This window comes from Belliella alkalica (assembly GCF_022549785.1).
GTDB classification, from domain to species: domain Bacteria; phylum Bacteroidota; class Bacteroidia; order Cytophagales; family Cyclobacteriaceae; genus Belliella; species Belliella alkalica.
In genome coordinates this window covers 12,171-25,556 of record NZ_JAKZGO010000029.1, presented here as the reverse complement: position 1 = coordinate 25,556, position 13,386 = coordinate 12,171, and the positions used below count along the sequence as shown (strand labels likewise).

General features: G+C 38.0%; 12 protein-coding genes. 8 read left to right on the top strand and 4 right to left on the bottom strand.

What is annotated here, in order from left to right; all coding sequences use genetic code 11:
* Positions 1-28: 28 nt before the first annotated feature.
* Both MM213_RS19755 and dgt read right to left on the bottom strand, forming a co-directional pair.
* Positions 29-1,222 (bottom strand): ATP-binding protein, encoded by a 1,194-nt coding sequence (locus MM213_RS19755; RefSeq protein ID WP_241414612.1) that lies wholly within the window; start codon positions 1,220-1,222, stop codon positions 29-31.
* 204 nt (positions 1,223-1,426) lie between these two features.
* A complete protein-coding gene (gene dgt / locus MM213_RS19750) occupies positions 1,427-2,779 on the bottom strand; it encodes a dGTP triphosphohydrolase (protein WP_241414611.1) in 1,353 nt (450 codons plus the stop codon).
* A gap of 134 nt (positions 2,780-2,913) precedes the next feature.
* On the opposite strand from dgt, the gene MM213_RS19745 reads away from it, so the two are divergent.
* The 4 genes from MM213_RS19745 (at position 2,914) to MM213_RS19730 (ending at position 6,212) form a co-directional block, all read left to right on the top strand.
* Positions 2,914-3,741, top strand: coding sequence for a DUF4382 domain-containing protein (locus tag MM213_RS19745; protein ID WP_241414610.1), 828 nt, complete (start codon positions 2,914-2,916; stop codon positions 3,739-3,741).
* 143 nt (positions 3,742-3,884) lie between these two features.
* Positions 3,885-4,682 (top strand): DUF4382 domain-containing protein, encoded by a 798-nt coding sequence (locus tag MM213_RS19740; RefSeq protein ID WP_241414609.1) that lies wholly within the window; start codon positions 3,885-3,887, stop codon positions 4,680-4,682.
* 12 nt (positions 4,683-4,694) lie between these two features.
* Positions 4,695-5,723, top strand: a complete 1,029-nt coding sequence (ribD, locus tag MM213_RS19735; protein WP_241414608.1) for a bifunctional diaminohydroxyphosphoribosylaminopyrimidine deaminase/5-amino-6-(5-phosphoribosylamino)uracil reductase RibD — start codon at positions 4,695-4,697, stop codon at positions 5,721-5,723.
* Positions 5,724-5,729: 6 nt separating this feature from the next.
* On the top strand, positions 5,730-6,212 hold the full coding sequence (locus MM213_RS19730; protein ID WP_241414607.1) for a free L-methionine (R)-S-oxide reductase MsrC: 483 nt from the start codon (positions 5,730-5,732) through the stop codon (positions 6,210-6,212).
* A 58-nt stretch (positions 6,213-6,270) separates the two neighbouring features.
* On the opposite strand, the gene MM213_RS19725 is transcribed toward MM213_RS19730, so the two are convergent.
* Both MM213_RS19725 and MM213_RS19720 read right to left on the bottom strand, forming a co-directional pair.
* A complete protein-coding gene (locus MM213_RS19725) occupies positions 6,271-7,398 on the bottom strand; it encodes an ATP-binding protein (RefSeq protein WP_241414606.1) in 1,128 nt (375 codons plus the stop codon).
* Positions 7,399-7,463: 65 nt separating this feature from the next.
* Positions 7,464-8,036 carry an LOG family protein gene (locus tag MM213_RS19720; RefSeq protein ID WP_241414605.1) on the bottom strand — a complete coding sequence of 191 codons (573 nt, stop codon included), beginning with the start codon at positions 8,034-8,036 and terminating at the stop codon, positions 7,464-7,466.
* 369 nt (positions 8,037-8,405) lie between these two features.
* Here MM213_RS19720 and MM213_RS19715 point away from each other — a divergent pair, with 369 nt between their 5' ends.
* The 4 genes from MM213_RS19715 to secDF all read left to right on the top strand — a co-directional run bounded on the left by MM213_RS19715 (position 8,406) and on the right by secDF (position 13,146).
* Entirely contained in the window at positions 8,406-8,975 is a 570-nt protein-coding gene (locus MM213_RS19715) for a non-canonical purine NTP diphosphatase (protein ID WP_241414604.1), read from the top strand.
* 19 nt (positions 8,976-8,994) lie between these two features.
* The gene (gene udk / locus MM213_RS19710; RefSeq protein WP_241414603.1) at positions 8,995-9,609 is read left to right on the top strand and encodes a uridine kinase; all 615 of its coding nucleotides are present in this window, start codon (positions 8,995-8,997) and stop codon (positions 9,607-9,609) included.
* A 134-nt stretch (positions 9,610-9,743) separates the two neighbouring features.
* Positions 9,744-10,079, top strand: coding sequence for a hypothetical protein (locus tag MM213_RS19705; protein ID WP_241414602.1), 336 nt, complete (start codon positions 9,744-9,746; stop codon positions 10,077-10,079).
* An 88-nt stretch (positions 10,080-10,167) separates the two neighbouring features.
* On the top strand, positions 10,168-13,146 hold the full coding sequence (gene secDF, locus MM213_RS19700; RefSeq protein ID WP_241414601.1) for a protein translocase subunit SecDF: 2,979 nt from the start codon (positions 10,168-10,170) through the stop codon (positions 13,144-13,146).
* The last annotated feature ends 240 nt before the right edge of the window (positions 13,147-13,386 follow it).

The following is a 13,386-nucleotide window of genomic DNA, read 5'->3' as shown; positions in this document are numbered from 1 at the left end:
TTAAAAATCCTAGTATCTATAAAACCTTTCATCTGACAAATCCAAACAGCCAAAGAGGAATCCTATTGTAGGAACCAATAGGTACATCATCAACAGCTAAAAATGAATCGGGCTGGTTTTTGATTTGAAAATCTGTCTTATTTTTCCCTCCGACTTCTATGGTGAACTTTTCATCAAGCATGAAATCCCCATTATTCGGAAGACTCAGCTGATGTTTTTCTGCCAATTGAGAATAAAAGAAAGTCTCTCGAAGGTTCCCCTTGTCTAACTTTGCCCCTGCCAATGCATAGCTGATATTTGTATTTTCCAAATATACTTTGTCTGGCTTTTGCAAAACACTTGTGCTTTTACCAACAGCATAAAGACTGTTGATGATTTTCGCCTTTTCAAGATAATGGAAATACGTAGTAAGTGTATTTCTATGAATTCCAATTTTTTCACTCAACTTAGCAACATTGGGTTTGAAAGGCACGCTTTGAGCAATTAGACCCAGTAGCTGATGGATTCTCTTGGTCTTGTGGATATCCATTCCTTCAATAAATTGAAGTTCAGTCTCTATAATCAATCTTATGATTTGTTCAATTCGAAGATGATAAGTTTTTGTTCCTTCTAAAAAGAACGGATAGTATCCATGTTTAAGATAATTTTCAAACTCTGCCAAAGGATTAACTTTAACTAAAACAGAATTAGCTAATTCTATATGGTTTGATAGAATTTCATCTAAAGAAAAAACACGCAGCTGCATCTTATTTGCAAAATTCAAGTATTCTCGAAAAGACAAACCAGTAAGGTGGTACAATATTGCTCTTCTGCTCAAATCAACATCCAACTTCAACATATCAATTACAGAAGAGCCTGTAAACACGACTTTCAAGTCTTTATAAAAATCATACGCATTTTTAAGCTCCCTAGCCCATGAAGGATATTTGTGGACCTCATCCAAAACCAAAAACCTACCCCCAACTTGATAAAAATTCTCAATCGTCTCAATCAAAGTATGATTACTGAAGTAAATATCATCTAAAGACCAATAAGCTGCAAGATCACTTAAACCATATTTTTTTTTGAGATATTGCAAGACTAAAGTTGATTTCCCAGTGCCTCTTGCACCTAGAATCCCAATCAACCTGCTATCCCAGTCTATCTCATCATATTTGCTTCTGATTATATCCAAGCTTGTACCCCCTACAATCAACTTGGATTTATTTACAAGATTTTCCATTTTGCTATTTTACTTAGCAAATATAGTATTTTTTTGCTAAGTAAAATAGCATTTTATCAAACCCACTATTTGGTTTGGTGATGTCTAATAAAAAAAACGAGTCTATCGATGGTTAACTTAAAATATGAAAGCGAAGTTACATTCTCTGTTTAGGGAAATAAAACTCTTTCCATTTCTTCGTGAAAATAATCGTAGTATAAATCCTCAAGCCCCTGGAAGGGCAATTCCCTTCACCCTTCTATAGAGATTGAGGGCATATTTGTCTGTCATTCCGGAGATAAAGTCCATCAAAATCCTGAGCATTGGATAAGGATTCACACCCGAATCCCAGCCTTCCAATGGAAACTCTTCTGGTAATAACCTTAGAATGCTTCTGTCTTGTCCCGAATAAAGATCCGTCTGGTAAAATTTATGGTTCAATGCTTTGGAAAATACTTCCAACAGCCCTTCCAAAACCTGAAAACCAGCAGCTTCTTTTTCCAAAACCGGTTTAGACCTGTAGATTTTCTTAACAGATAATTCAGAAATATCAGCCAATGCTTGGGCAGATGGAATGATGTCTGTCAATGCTTGGTCAAATTCTCCCGTAAGCATCTTTTCCTCTTGCTCCTCAAATGCAGCCACTGTCTCCTGAATTAGTTGATTGATTGCCATGGCTCTCAATATTGCCAATTTTTGAGTTTGTGTTTGATAAGTCTCCAATTTCGCTGGATCAAATCTATCTTTCAATATCATCGCCAAAAGCCCAATGGTCTCCTCCAAAGTCACCAAACCAAGTGTACAACCATCCTCCAAATCAATGATGCTATAACAAATATCATCAGCTGCCTCCACCAAAAATGCTAGTGGATGCCTTAGATAACAGCCATTCTCAGACTTATCTAAGCCCAATATTTCGCCCAAATGCCTAAAGTCTTCGGCCTGATCTGAATAAAAGCCGAATTTCTTCTGACTTCTCCTTCTCTCATCTCGTTCAAAAACTTGGGAGGCTCTCGGGTATTTGGTAAATGCAGCAAGTGTGGCAAATGATAATTTCAGTCCATTATTTTTGGAAACCAACATTCTAAATCCTTGAGCATTTCCTTCAAAATTGCAGAGGTCTGCCCATTCTTCCGGTGTCACCTCTCTCTGCCAAATCTGACCATAGGGATGAAATTTGAAAAAATCTGATATCGCCGTTTCTCCAGCATGGCCAAAAGGTGGATTTCCAATATCATGTGTCAATGCTGCCGCTGCAACGATGGCTCCAATATCCGAAGAACTTACTTGTGCTTTCTCCAAATTTGGATATTTGTTGAGTAAAAACTCTCCTGCCGTCTTTCCAAGTGTCCTACCCACTGACGAAACTTCAAGACTATGTGTCAATCTGGTATGTACAAAGTCGTTATCAGGTAAGGGAAACACCTGTGTTTTGTCTTGTAGGTTTCTGAACGGAGCGGAAAAAACTATCCTATCATAATCCCTTTCAGGCTCGCTTCTAAATTGATTTTCAACAGGTTGTTGTTTCACTTTCGGATCAAATCTTCCAGGCGTCAGTAATTTTTCCCAATTCATCATGCCCAAAAATACAATCAATTCGACAAAATCATGTAATTTAAACGATCTTTCAATCAAAATCTCCCAGAGAAATACTCTTTGGCATGTTCATTGGTCAATACGTTTTTTAGAAAACACAATTAACCAACATTATCATGAAAAATTATCACAAAATTCTAGGTTTAACGTTCCTAGCAGCAATAGCTGCATTTACGTTTTCATGTAATACCGAAGAAGAAAATGGGATTGCAGAAGGAAAAGCGAAAGTGAATGTATTTCTGGTGGATGCCCCTGCAGATTATGATGCAGTATGGGTAGAGGTAATCGGAGTGGATATTTTACCAAAAGGTGAAAACGAAGATAATGGATCTGCTTGGATCAATTTAGGTAATGATGCTGCAGATGACAATATGATCAACCTACTTGATCTTGTCGCTGGAAATTCAGCCAAACTGGGTGAAGTGGAAGTGCCTGCTGGAGAAATTTCTCAAGTCAGATTAATTTTGGGGGATAACAATTACCTTTTGAAAGGTGAGCAAAGAATTGATCTAACCACCCCAAGTGCGCAACAGAGTGGATTGAAAATCAAAATAGATAAACCACTTCAATCAGGTATTTCATATGACTTAATACTTGATTTTGATGCAGGTAAGTCAATCGTAAGAGCTGGTAATTCAGGACAATATATTCTGAAACCTGTCCTAAGGGCAATTGCAGAAGAGTCTGCAACCATACAAGGAGTAATTACCCCTCTTGAAGCAGCTCCAATAAGGGTGTTGGCTGTTATAGGCGAGGATACAGTTTCTACTTTTACAAGTGAAAACGGTTCATTTATGATAAGAGGTCTATCTGAAGGGAATTACAGTGTAACAATCCTTCCGAATGAACTTTACAAAACTATGATTATTGATGATGTAATGACCGAACGAGGCAAAATCAAAACAATTGATCCAATAGAACTCGAACTTGCTACTGATGAATAATCAAAAAACATTCAAAATACTAGCCTGAGAAATTTTTTCTCAGGCATTTTTGTTTTGTGATAAAAAAATTAAAATTCATAATTATTCCCTATCAAATCAATGTAAAGGCAAGACAATCCGCAATCTTTTCCTAATTTTAAATCGTGAAAAAATTCAACATATTCTACTTAATATTATTCTCTCTCTTTTCTTGTACCGGAACTGAAGAAAGTTCGGATTCTTTGCTCAATGTTTTTATGGTCGATGCCCCTGCTGATATTGATGCTTTGTGGGTGGAGTTGCTCGGTGTAGAGGTGTATGTATCGGCATCAGAAGAAGGGGAAAGTTCGGAGCCTATTTTCTTTCCTTATCAGGCGGGCAACAAAATGGTGGACATAAAGCAATTGATCGCAGGACAAGAAGTTTTGATAGGCAGAGGGGAAGTGAGAACGGGTAGCTTGACCAAATTAAAACTCCGCCTTGGTGATGAAAACTATTTGATAAAAGATGCCCGTAGAATCAATCTTGATCTTACAGAATCCGCTCGTGAGGGGCTAGAAGTTGATTTCCTGTTCAATTTACGACCTGGGATTTCGCATGATGTCTATATAGATTTTGACTTGTTGAAATCTGTGAAAGCTCCAAATGACCCTTTGGATAGTTATGAACTACTACCAAGCCTGAGTGCTTTTTCCAAAGCAAATACAGGGGAAATATCAGGCGCTATCCTCCCTGCTCGTGAAGATGCTTTCCTTTACGCTATACAACAAAATGACACAACCACAACAGGTGTAAACATAAGAGGAACTGGTCAGTTTCTTTTCCGAGGACTTGAGGGTACTTATACAATTTTTGTCATTCCAAAAAATGAAGACTACATCGCAGATACAATCCTATCAGTGATCGTACAACCTCAAACCGTCACCCAACTAGGAAACATCACTCTCAGAGAAAGGGACTAAACATTACAAACTTTGGAAAACCACATCAAATTCATGCGGAGGGCGATCGAACTTGCTGAATTGGGAAAAGGGAGCGTTAGCCCAAACCCAATGGTAGGATGTGTAATCGTAGTGGATGGTAAAATCATTGCAGAAGGATATCATGAACATTATGGTGGACCCCATGCCGAACCAAATGCTATTCGGCAGGTGAATGGGCATGTTGACCTTCGGGAAGCTACTGTTTATGTAACTTTAGAACCTTGTGCACATTTTGGAAAAACACCTCCATGTGCCAATTTACTTGTAGATAAAAAGGTGAGGCAAGTTGTAATTGGTGCAATTGATACGAATCCACTAGTAGGGGGAAAAGGAATTGAAATCTTGAGAAAAGCTGGAGTTATGGTGATTTCTGGCATTTTGGAAGAGGAAATCAGATATCAAAATAGAAGGTTTTTTACATATATAGAAAAACAAAGACCTTACATTGTCCTCAAATGGGCGCAAACCCAAGATGGATTTGTCGCTAGAGAAAACTTTGACTCCAAATGGATCAGCAACCAATATAGCCGCCAACTGGTACATCGATGGAGAACCGAGGAAGCAGGGATCATGGTCGGCACGAATACTGCCCGCTATGACAATCCAAAGCTCAATGTAAGGGATTGGACAGGCAAAAACCCAATTAGAATCGTGATAGACAGGATGCTTCAGTTAAGTCCTGATCTTTCATTTTTTGACCAAAGCCAAGACACAATCTGTTTTAACTTGGTGAAGAATGAAAAATTTGAAAATCTGGAGTACATAAAATTAGAACCTGATTTTCCACTCTCAGCAATATTTTCAGAACTATACAAGAGAAAAATCCAGAGTATATTGGTAGAAGGTGGTACATTTTTACTACAAAAACTGATTGAAGCCGAACTTTGGGATGAAGCAAGGGTGTTTACAGGTCAAGTCAATTTTGGCAATGGAATCTCTGCTCCAAAAATCCAAGGAAAAATGATCCATAAATCAGACATTCTTGGCGATGAACTTAAGATATTGGAAAACACTAAATAAAAACAAATGGCAGAATCACTATATATACCCGCAACTGATTCAAAAACTGAAAAGTACGAATCAATCCTTCCTCAAATTGAGGCACTGATCAGCGGCGAAAAAGATCTTATAGCCAACTTGGCAAATATATCCGCAGTCTTAAAAGCATCTTTTGGTTTTTTATGGGTAGGATTCTATTTGGTAAAAGACGATCAGTTAGTTTTGGGTCCATTTCAAGGGCCAATTGCATGTACTAGGATCAATCTTGGAAAAGGCGTCTGTGGTACAGCTTGGAAAGAAAACAAAACACAACTAGTCCCAGATGTAGATGCATTTCCCGGACACATTGCTTGCAGTTCTGATTCAAAATCCGAGATTGTTCTTCCATTTTCTACTGCTGACAAAGTAGTAGGTGTTTTGGACATTGATTCGGACAAGCTTGGAGATTTTGATGAAACAGATCAAATTTACCTGGAAAAACTAATTACCATTCTTGAAAAAACAATCTAACCGCAAAATTTATATGAATTTTGCGGTTATGATCGCTGATTTTATATGAAATTTGCGATTAGAAAATGAAATCCTCCAAATTATCAGGATTTATCACCTGTACTTTGGCTTTTGGATAAGCATTTAAGAAAGTTGCAGGGATCTTTACTTTGGCTTTGGGATTCCACTTGAACTCCCAAGCCGAAAGACTGCCATTCATATCTTCAACATAATCTATCTCTTGCTGTGCATGGGTTCTCCAAAAGTATCCAACATTATAATTGCCATTGAGAGCATTCTTTTTCAAACGCTCTGCCATCAAAAAATTTTCCCAGAGAGCCCCAACATCTGTTCTGCTTTCCAATGGAAGGAAATTGTTGATTAAACTATTTCGAATACCATTATCCACAAAATAAATTTTCCTCGATTTTTTGAGTTCATTCCTAAGATTTCGACTAAATGAACCTACCCTAAAAACAATAAAAGTTTGCTCAAGCAAGGTGATGTACTTTTCCACAGTCTCATTATCCAATCCGGCAAGCATCCCAAGTTCATTGTAAGAAACTTCATTCCCTACTTGATAAGCCAAAGCTTGCAGCAACTTCTGAATCTGATCAGGTTTTCTCAAATTTCCCAAAGCAAACACATCTTTGAATAAATAGCTATCTGCAATCATCCTCAATCTCTCTTCTGCATCAGTTGGGTTTTGGACGATTTCTGGATAGTAACCAAAGACCATCCTTTGATTGAGCATTCTTTTTTCTTCCAAAAAATTGGTATGGGATACCATTTCCGAAAACGAAAAGGGGAAAAGAAAATATTCCCATTTCCTCCCAGTCAATGGTTCCTTGATTTTATTTGATAGCTCAAAAGCAGAGGAACCAGTTGCAAATACTTTCACTTCCGAAAAGTTATCCACAATAATTTTTATGCAAACACCTATATTCTCTATTCTTTGAGCTTCATCAATGACAACTGTCTTTGACTTTCCAATTAATGTCCTTAATTTGGTAGAACTTGTATTGGAAAGCATTTCCCTGACGTCAGCATCATCTCCATTCCACCACAATACAGGCGCTTCAAACTGACTATTCAGATTTTTCAACAAAGTACTCTTTCCCACTTGTCTTGGGCCAAATACAATAATAGCCTTGCCATCAGCAATCCTCTTATTTAGTTTGATCTGAATTTCTCTATTGATATACATAATCGCAAATTTAATATAAATTTTGCGATTATGATCGCTGATTTTATATGAAATTTGCGATTAGACTATTTTACTTCCCACTTTTCTATGTATTTGGGTTCAAATTTCTCCATTTTATCAAGTATTTCTACTGGATCGTCAGACACGATCAACAAGTCCAATTGAGCTTGGTGTAGAAAACCTTCCTGACAACTGAATGACAAAAAATCAATCAATTTGTCATAATATCCATTGACATTATACAATGCCAATGGCTTTTTGATATAAGCGAGCTGATTGAGGGTCATGATTTCAAAAAGCTCCTCAAAAGTCCCAATGCCTCCTGCCATGGCAATAAAACCATCCCCTCGCTCGGCCATTAGCCATTTCCTGTCCCGCATCGTCTCTACGATCGTCAATTCTGTACATCCCCTGTGCGCCACTTCTATATCAACCAACTTCTGAGGAATGATCCCATATACTTTTTTGTCAGCTTCCAACATTCTGTCAGCTATGACTCCCATCAACCCAACATTCCCAGCCCCATACACAAGAGCCATATCTCTCCGGATCATTTCATCTGCCAATAAATGTGCTGCACTTACATACACTGGGTTTTTCCCTTTATTCGAACCACAATAAACAGTTATTTTCTTCATACCATTTTTAGTTTGTCCAAAGTTAGGGAAAAGGAGTTGGAAAGTTGAAAGGTTGGGAAAGTTGTAAAGTTAAAATGTTTCTTGATGACGATTTTTGCACTTAAATAGTTATCAAGGGGTTAGGGAATGGAAAGTTAAAAAAGTTTGAAAGTTGAAAAGTTTTGGAATAGTGTCTAGTCCCTCTCGCTAAGCTTCAACTTTGTAACTTTTAAACCTTGAAACATTCAAACCCGAAGATATCGGGGTTAAGTAACTTGTAAAAACAACATTTCTCGCTATATGCCAACTTTTTAACTTTCCAACCTTGAAACCTTACAACTTTATAAGCTCCAAACACACTCGCATTAATAAAAACCCTAATTTTGCAACATGAAAATTTGCTTTGCTACTAACAACAAAAAGAAAATAGAGGAGGTAAAAGCTGCTCTTGGGGATTCATTTACTATTGTTTCTTTGGAGGAAATAGGTTGTCGTGAAGAACTTCCAGAAACTGGCGACACTCTTGATCATAATGCTTTTCAAAAAGCCCGATATGTAAAAGACAACTATGGGGTAGATTGCTTCGCAGATGACACAGGATTGGAAGTCGATGCACTGAATGGTGCGCCAGGTGTGTATTCGGGGAGATATGCCGGAGAGCCGAGAAGTGACGAAAGAAATATTGACCTACTTCTGAAAAACTTAAATGGAGCATCAGACCGAAGTGCAAAATTCAGAACTGTAATTGCACTACTCTTAAACGGAGAAGAACATTCATTTGAAGGGATAGCGAATGGAGAAATCTTGAAAGAAAGAACTGGGACTGGAGGATTTGGATATGATCCGGTGTTCAAGCCTGTGGGATTTGACAAAACATTTGCGGAATTAAGCATGGATGAGAAAAACGAAATCAGCCATAGAGGTAAAGCTGTAAAGTCTCTTGTTCAATTTTTGAAATAAATCCCTAATTTTGTCATCTATGAGCAAACCTTACATTGTAGGAATTACAGGCGGAAGTGCATCTGGGAAAACTCTTTTCCTTGATAAATTACTCAATTCCTTTGATCAGGAGCAAGTATGCCTTATCTCCCAAGACAATTACTACAAACCTCGACACCAACAGCCGATCGATGACAAGGGCGTACACAACTTTGACACGCCAAACTCCATCGACTTTGAACAGTATGCTTTAGACATCAAAAAGATCCAAGCTGGAGAAACTGTTTACAGGCAAGAATATACTTTCAACAATCCAAACAAAAAGCCAAAGACTTTGGAGTTTGTTCCTTCTCCTGTTGTAGTCGTGGAAGGGATTTTTGTTCTTTATTATCCAGAATTGGCAAACCTTTTGGATCTGAAAGTATTCATAGATGCAAAGGAATACATCAAATTGAAAAGGAGAATCGTCAGAGATAAAGTAGAAAGAGGATATGACCTAGATGATGTCCTCTATAGATACGAAAGCCATGTGATGCCTACATATGAAAAGTACATAGAGCCATTTAAGCACGATGCAGACATCATTGTTCCCAACAACAGAAACTTTGACAAGGCACTTGATGTAATCAAAACATATTTGAGGGCAAAATTCTAAAAAACCTAATTCACTGAAATTTAACTGTTTAATTTTGTTTAGATCTGATAAATTTTAGAAAAATAGACTATGTAAGTTTTCATTTTTTTATATATTTGCAGCCCGTGAGAAGAGAAGAACGAAATACAAGCCTTTTGAAACAGCGCATCACATTGTTGATGGTGATGTTCTTTTGCATGCTTGTATCCAGTATGGAATACTTTCCGAATCAGGATTCTGAGAGCTCTCATATCAAAAAAGAGACAAAAACAGAGCAGGAAAACTCCAGACAAAACCAAACTTTTTTGGATGTAGCGGTAGATGCTGTAGTACCTTTTGTGACAAGCTTAGGGCAAATATCACTATACATCATTTATGAAATCATCGATTTTGAGTCGGTTTCTATCTCAAATACCGTCAATCAGGTCTTATTAAATCTAGAATTTAGGGAAATACTTTTTGAAAGAATAATTTCTACCAACGCACCCTGATTCCAAAGAACTTCTCCATCCATTGAATACCACAGGTATTCGAACCAATCATTCATTTTAAAAATCAATCTATAATTATACAATTACTATGCGTAACCAAGGTGTTATTGTGTTTTTGACAGTAATCATTACAGCACTATGTCTGTACTATCTGTCATTCACATTTGTATCTAGCAATATTCAGCAGAAGGCTGTAGAATATGCTACTGACGAAGTCGGAAATGTTGACTTCGGTAAAAAACAATCATACTTAGATTCTATCTACAGAGAGCCAGTTTACAGATTTTTGGGAGCTGACTTCACATACAAAGAAATCAAAGAAACAGAATTAGGCTTAGGCCTTGATTTGCAGGGTGGTATGCATGTTACTTTGGAAGTATCTCCAGTGGAGATCGTAAAAGGACTCTCAGGAAATAGCAAAGACCCAATGTTCAATGCAGCATTGGAAGAAGCCACAGAAGCAGCAAAAACTACCAACGAAAAGTTTGTAGATACTTTCTACAGATCTTGGCAGTCCAAAGCTGGAGACAAAAAGCTGAATACAGTATTTGCTACAGCGGCCAACAGAGGTAGAATTTCCCTTGAGTCATCTGATGCTGACATTTTGGGAATCATCGATGCTGAAGTTGAAAATGCGATCGAAAGATCTTTCAATATCTTAAGAACCCGTGTTGACCGTTTTGGTACATCACAGCCAAACATCCAAAGAATCCAAGGTTCTGGAAGAATTCAAATCGAACTACCTGGAGTTGATAACCAAGAGCGAGTAAGAAACTTACTTCAGGGAGTTGCCAAATTGCAGTTTTGGGAAGTAGCAGAGATCAACGATTATGCTGGTGAATTAGAGGCTGCAAATGCCCTTTTGGTAGCAGAAGCCAAAGCACAAAAAGCTGGAACAAGTGTTGAAGAAGTCCTTGCTTCGGAAGAAGAAGGAGAGACTCAAGAAGAAGAGGAAATCTCCTCACTAGAGCAGCAACTTGCAGATGGTGATAGCACTTCGGATTTTTCTTCTGAAATCTCACCAATATTTGCATTGACAAAAGCGAATTATGGTCTGATCTATGAAATCAGAGATACAGTAACTATCAATAGAATCTTTGCAAGAGAAGATGTGAAATCTGTCTTGCCAAGAGACGTGAAATTCCTGTGGGCTGTAAAGCCACGGAAAGCTGACGGAATGGAGCTTTTGGAGCTTTATGGAATCAAATTGACAAGAAACTCTGATATGGCACTTTTGGAAGGTGATGTAATCACTGATGCTAGACAAGTCCTTGACCAATCTTCTCGTCCTGCCGTAAGCATGCAAATGAATGCAGATGGAGCAAGAAAGTGGAGAAAACTTACTGCTGAAAATATTGGTAAAAGTATAGCAGTTGTATTGGATGATTATGTCTATACTGCCCCAACTATTCAAGGTGAAATACCCAATGGTTCATCTGAAATCACTGGAAACTTCTCATTGGAAGAAGCAAAAGATTTGGCAAACATCTTGAAGTCTGGTAGCTTACCAGCGCCAACTAAGATCGTTGAAGAAGCATTCGTAGGGCCTACACTAGGTAAGGAAGCCAGCAATCAAGGTGTAGTTTCAATGATTGCAGGTTTAGTGCTAGTTGTGCTTTTCATGGTAGCTTATTATGCTAAAGGTGGTTTTGTAGCTATCGCTGCATTGGTTTTCAACATCTTCTTCATCTTAGGTATTCTTGCCCAACTAGGAGCGGCATTGACTTTACCGGGTATAGCAGGTATCGTGTTGACCATCGGTATGTCGATAGATGCGAATGTCTTGATCTTTGAGAGGATTAAAGAAGAGCTACGCAATGGAGCTGGATTATTAGTAGCAATCAATGAAGGTTACAGCAAGGCGTTCTCCGCTATTTTGGATTCGAATGTGACAACATTCCTTACTGGTGCTATCCTTTATGCATTGGGCCAAGGTCCTGTTAAAGGATTTGCAATCGTATTGATGATTGGTATCGCTTCCTCTTTCTTCTCTTCTGTATTTATTACAAGAGTAATTGTTTACTGGATGAGCAAAAAAGGAGGTGATAAGAGTTCAATTTCTTTCGCCACTCCATTTGCTAAAAACGTATTGAGCAACCTGAATATTGATTTCTTGAGCAAACGTAAAGTAGCTTATCTTTTCTCTACAGGATTTATTATCATCGGTCTTGCAGTAGCATTGATCAGTGGTTTGAAGTTTGGGGTTGATTTCACAGGTGGTAGATCTTATATCGTAGAATTCAATCAACCAATAGCAACTTCAGACTTGAAAGTTGGATTGGACAATGAGTTTGATGGTTCTGTTGAAGTAAAAACCTTTGGTGGGAACAACATTTTGAAAGTAACGACTTCTTACCTAATCAATGAAGACGACGATGCGTCGAATACTGAAGTAGAACAAAAAGTGAAAGAAGGGATTGCTACAGTTACTGGTTTGACATATACCAAAGACGCTACAAACCTACAAGACAACCAATTCTCGATCACAGGTTCATCGAAAGTAGGAGCTACTGTTGCAGATGATATCAAAGCATCCTCAGGTGAGGCTATGTTCTTTGCCTTGATCGCAATCTTCTTATACATCTTATTGAGGTTCCGTAAATGGCAATTCTCGCTTGGATCTATCATTGCATTGATTCATGATGTATTCTTTGTAGTTGCAGCATTTGCGATTGCCAGTGCATTGGGAGCTACATTTGAGATTGACCAAGTGTTCATTGCAGCGATGCTAACAGTAGTTGGTTACTCCATCAATGATACCGTGATTGTATTTGATAGAATCAGGGAGAATATCGAAAATAGAGGTACATCCAAATTGGTGAAAATGTTCAATGACGCTATCAACCAAACAATGGCTAGAACATTGATCACATCATTCACTACTTTGATCGTGGTACTTGTATTGTTGATATTTGGTGGTGAAGTATTGAGAGGATTCTCCTTTGCATTGTTTATCGGTGTATTGGTAGGTACATATTCATCCATTTACATTGCGACACCAATCGTGGTGGATTTGATGAAGCGTGAGATTGAAAATGAAGTAGAGCCAGTTAAGAAGCCTGCTTAAATATAATTTTGAGTAAAAAAAAGGGAGTTGAGAAATCGACTCCCTTTTTTTGTTTTTAAACATAGGCACATATAGCCATAAAAACCACCTCCCTATATGATACCCGTTCCTTATACGAAACCTGTTCCCGAAAGGGAACAAATTTCATATACCCCGCATGCAAATGCGGTGGAAATAAGGATCCAACAATACCTCTTTCCCAACTCCAGCGGAGTTGAATTTTGATGTATTGAAATAAAA

What these genes read in the sequence shown, in the direction of transcription:
- MM213_RS19755 (WP_241414612.1), bottom strand. Translation starts at nt 1,222, where the DNA reads ATGGAAAATCTTGTAAATAAATCCAAGTTGATTGTAGGGGGTACAAGC.
- dgt (WP_241414611.1), bottom strand. Translation starts at nt 2,779, where the DNA reads ATGATGAATTGGGAAAAATTACTGACGCCTGGAAGATTTGATCCGAAA.
- MM213_RS19745 (WP_241414610.1), top strand. Translation starts at nt 2,914, where the DNA reads ATGAAAAATTATCACAAAATTCTAGGTTTAACGTTCCTAGCAGCAATA.
- MM213_RS19730 (WP_241414607.1), top strand. Translation starts at nt 5,730, where the DNA reads ATGGCAGAATCACTATATATACCCGCAACTGATTCAAAAACTGAAAAG.
- MM213_RS19725 (WP_241414606.1), bottom strand. Translation starts at nt 7,398, where the DNA reads ATGTATATCAATAGAGAAATTCAGATCAAACTAAATAAGAGGATTGCT.
- MM213_RS19720 (WP_241414605.1), bottom strand. Translation starts at nt 8,036, where the DNA reads ATGAAGAAAATAACTGTTTATTGTGGTTCGAATAAAGGGAAAAACCCA.
- MM213_RS19715 (WP_241414604.1), top strand. Translation starts at nt 8,406, where the DNA reads ATGAAAATTTGCTTTGCTACTAACAACAAAAAGAAAATAGAGGAGGTA.
- udk (WP_241414603.1), top strand. Translation starts at nt 8,995, where the DNA reads ATGAGCAAACCTTACATTGTAGGAATTACAGGCGGAAGTGCATCTGGG.
- secDF (WP_241414601.1), top strand. Translation starts at nt 10,168, where the DNA reads ATGCGTAACCAAGGTGTTATTGTGTTTTTGACAGTAATCATTACAGCA.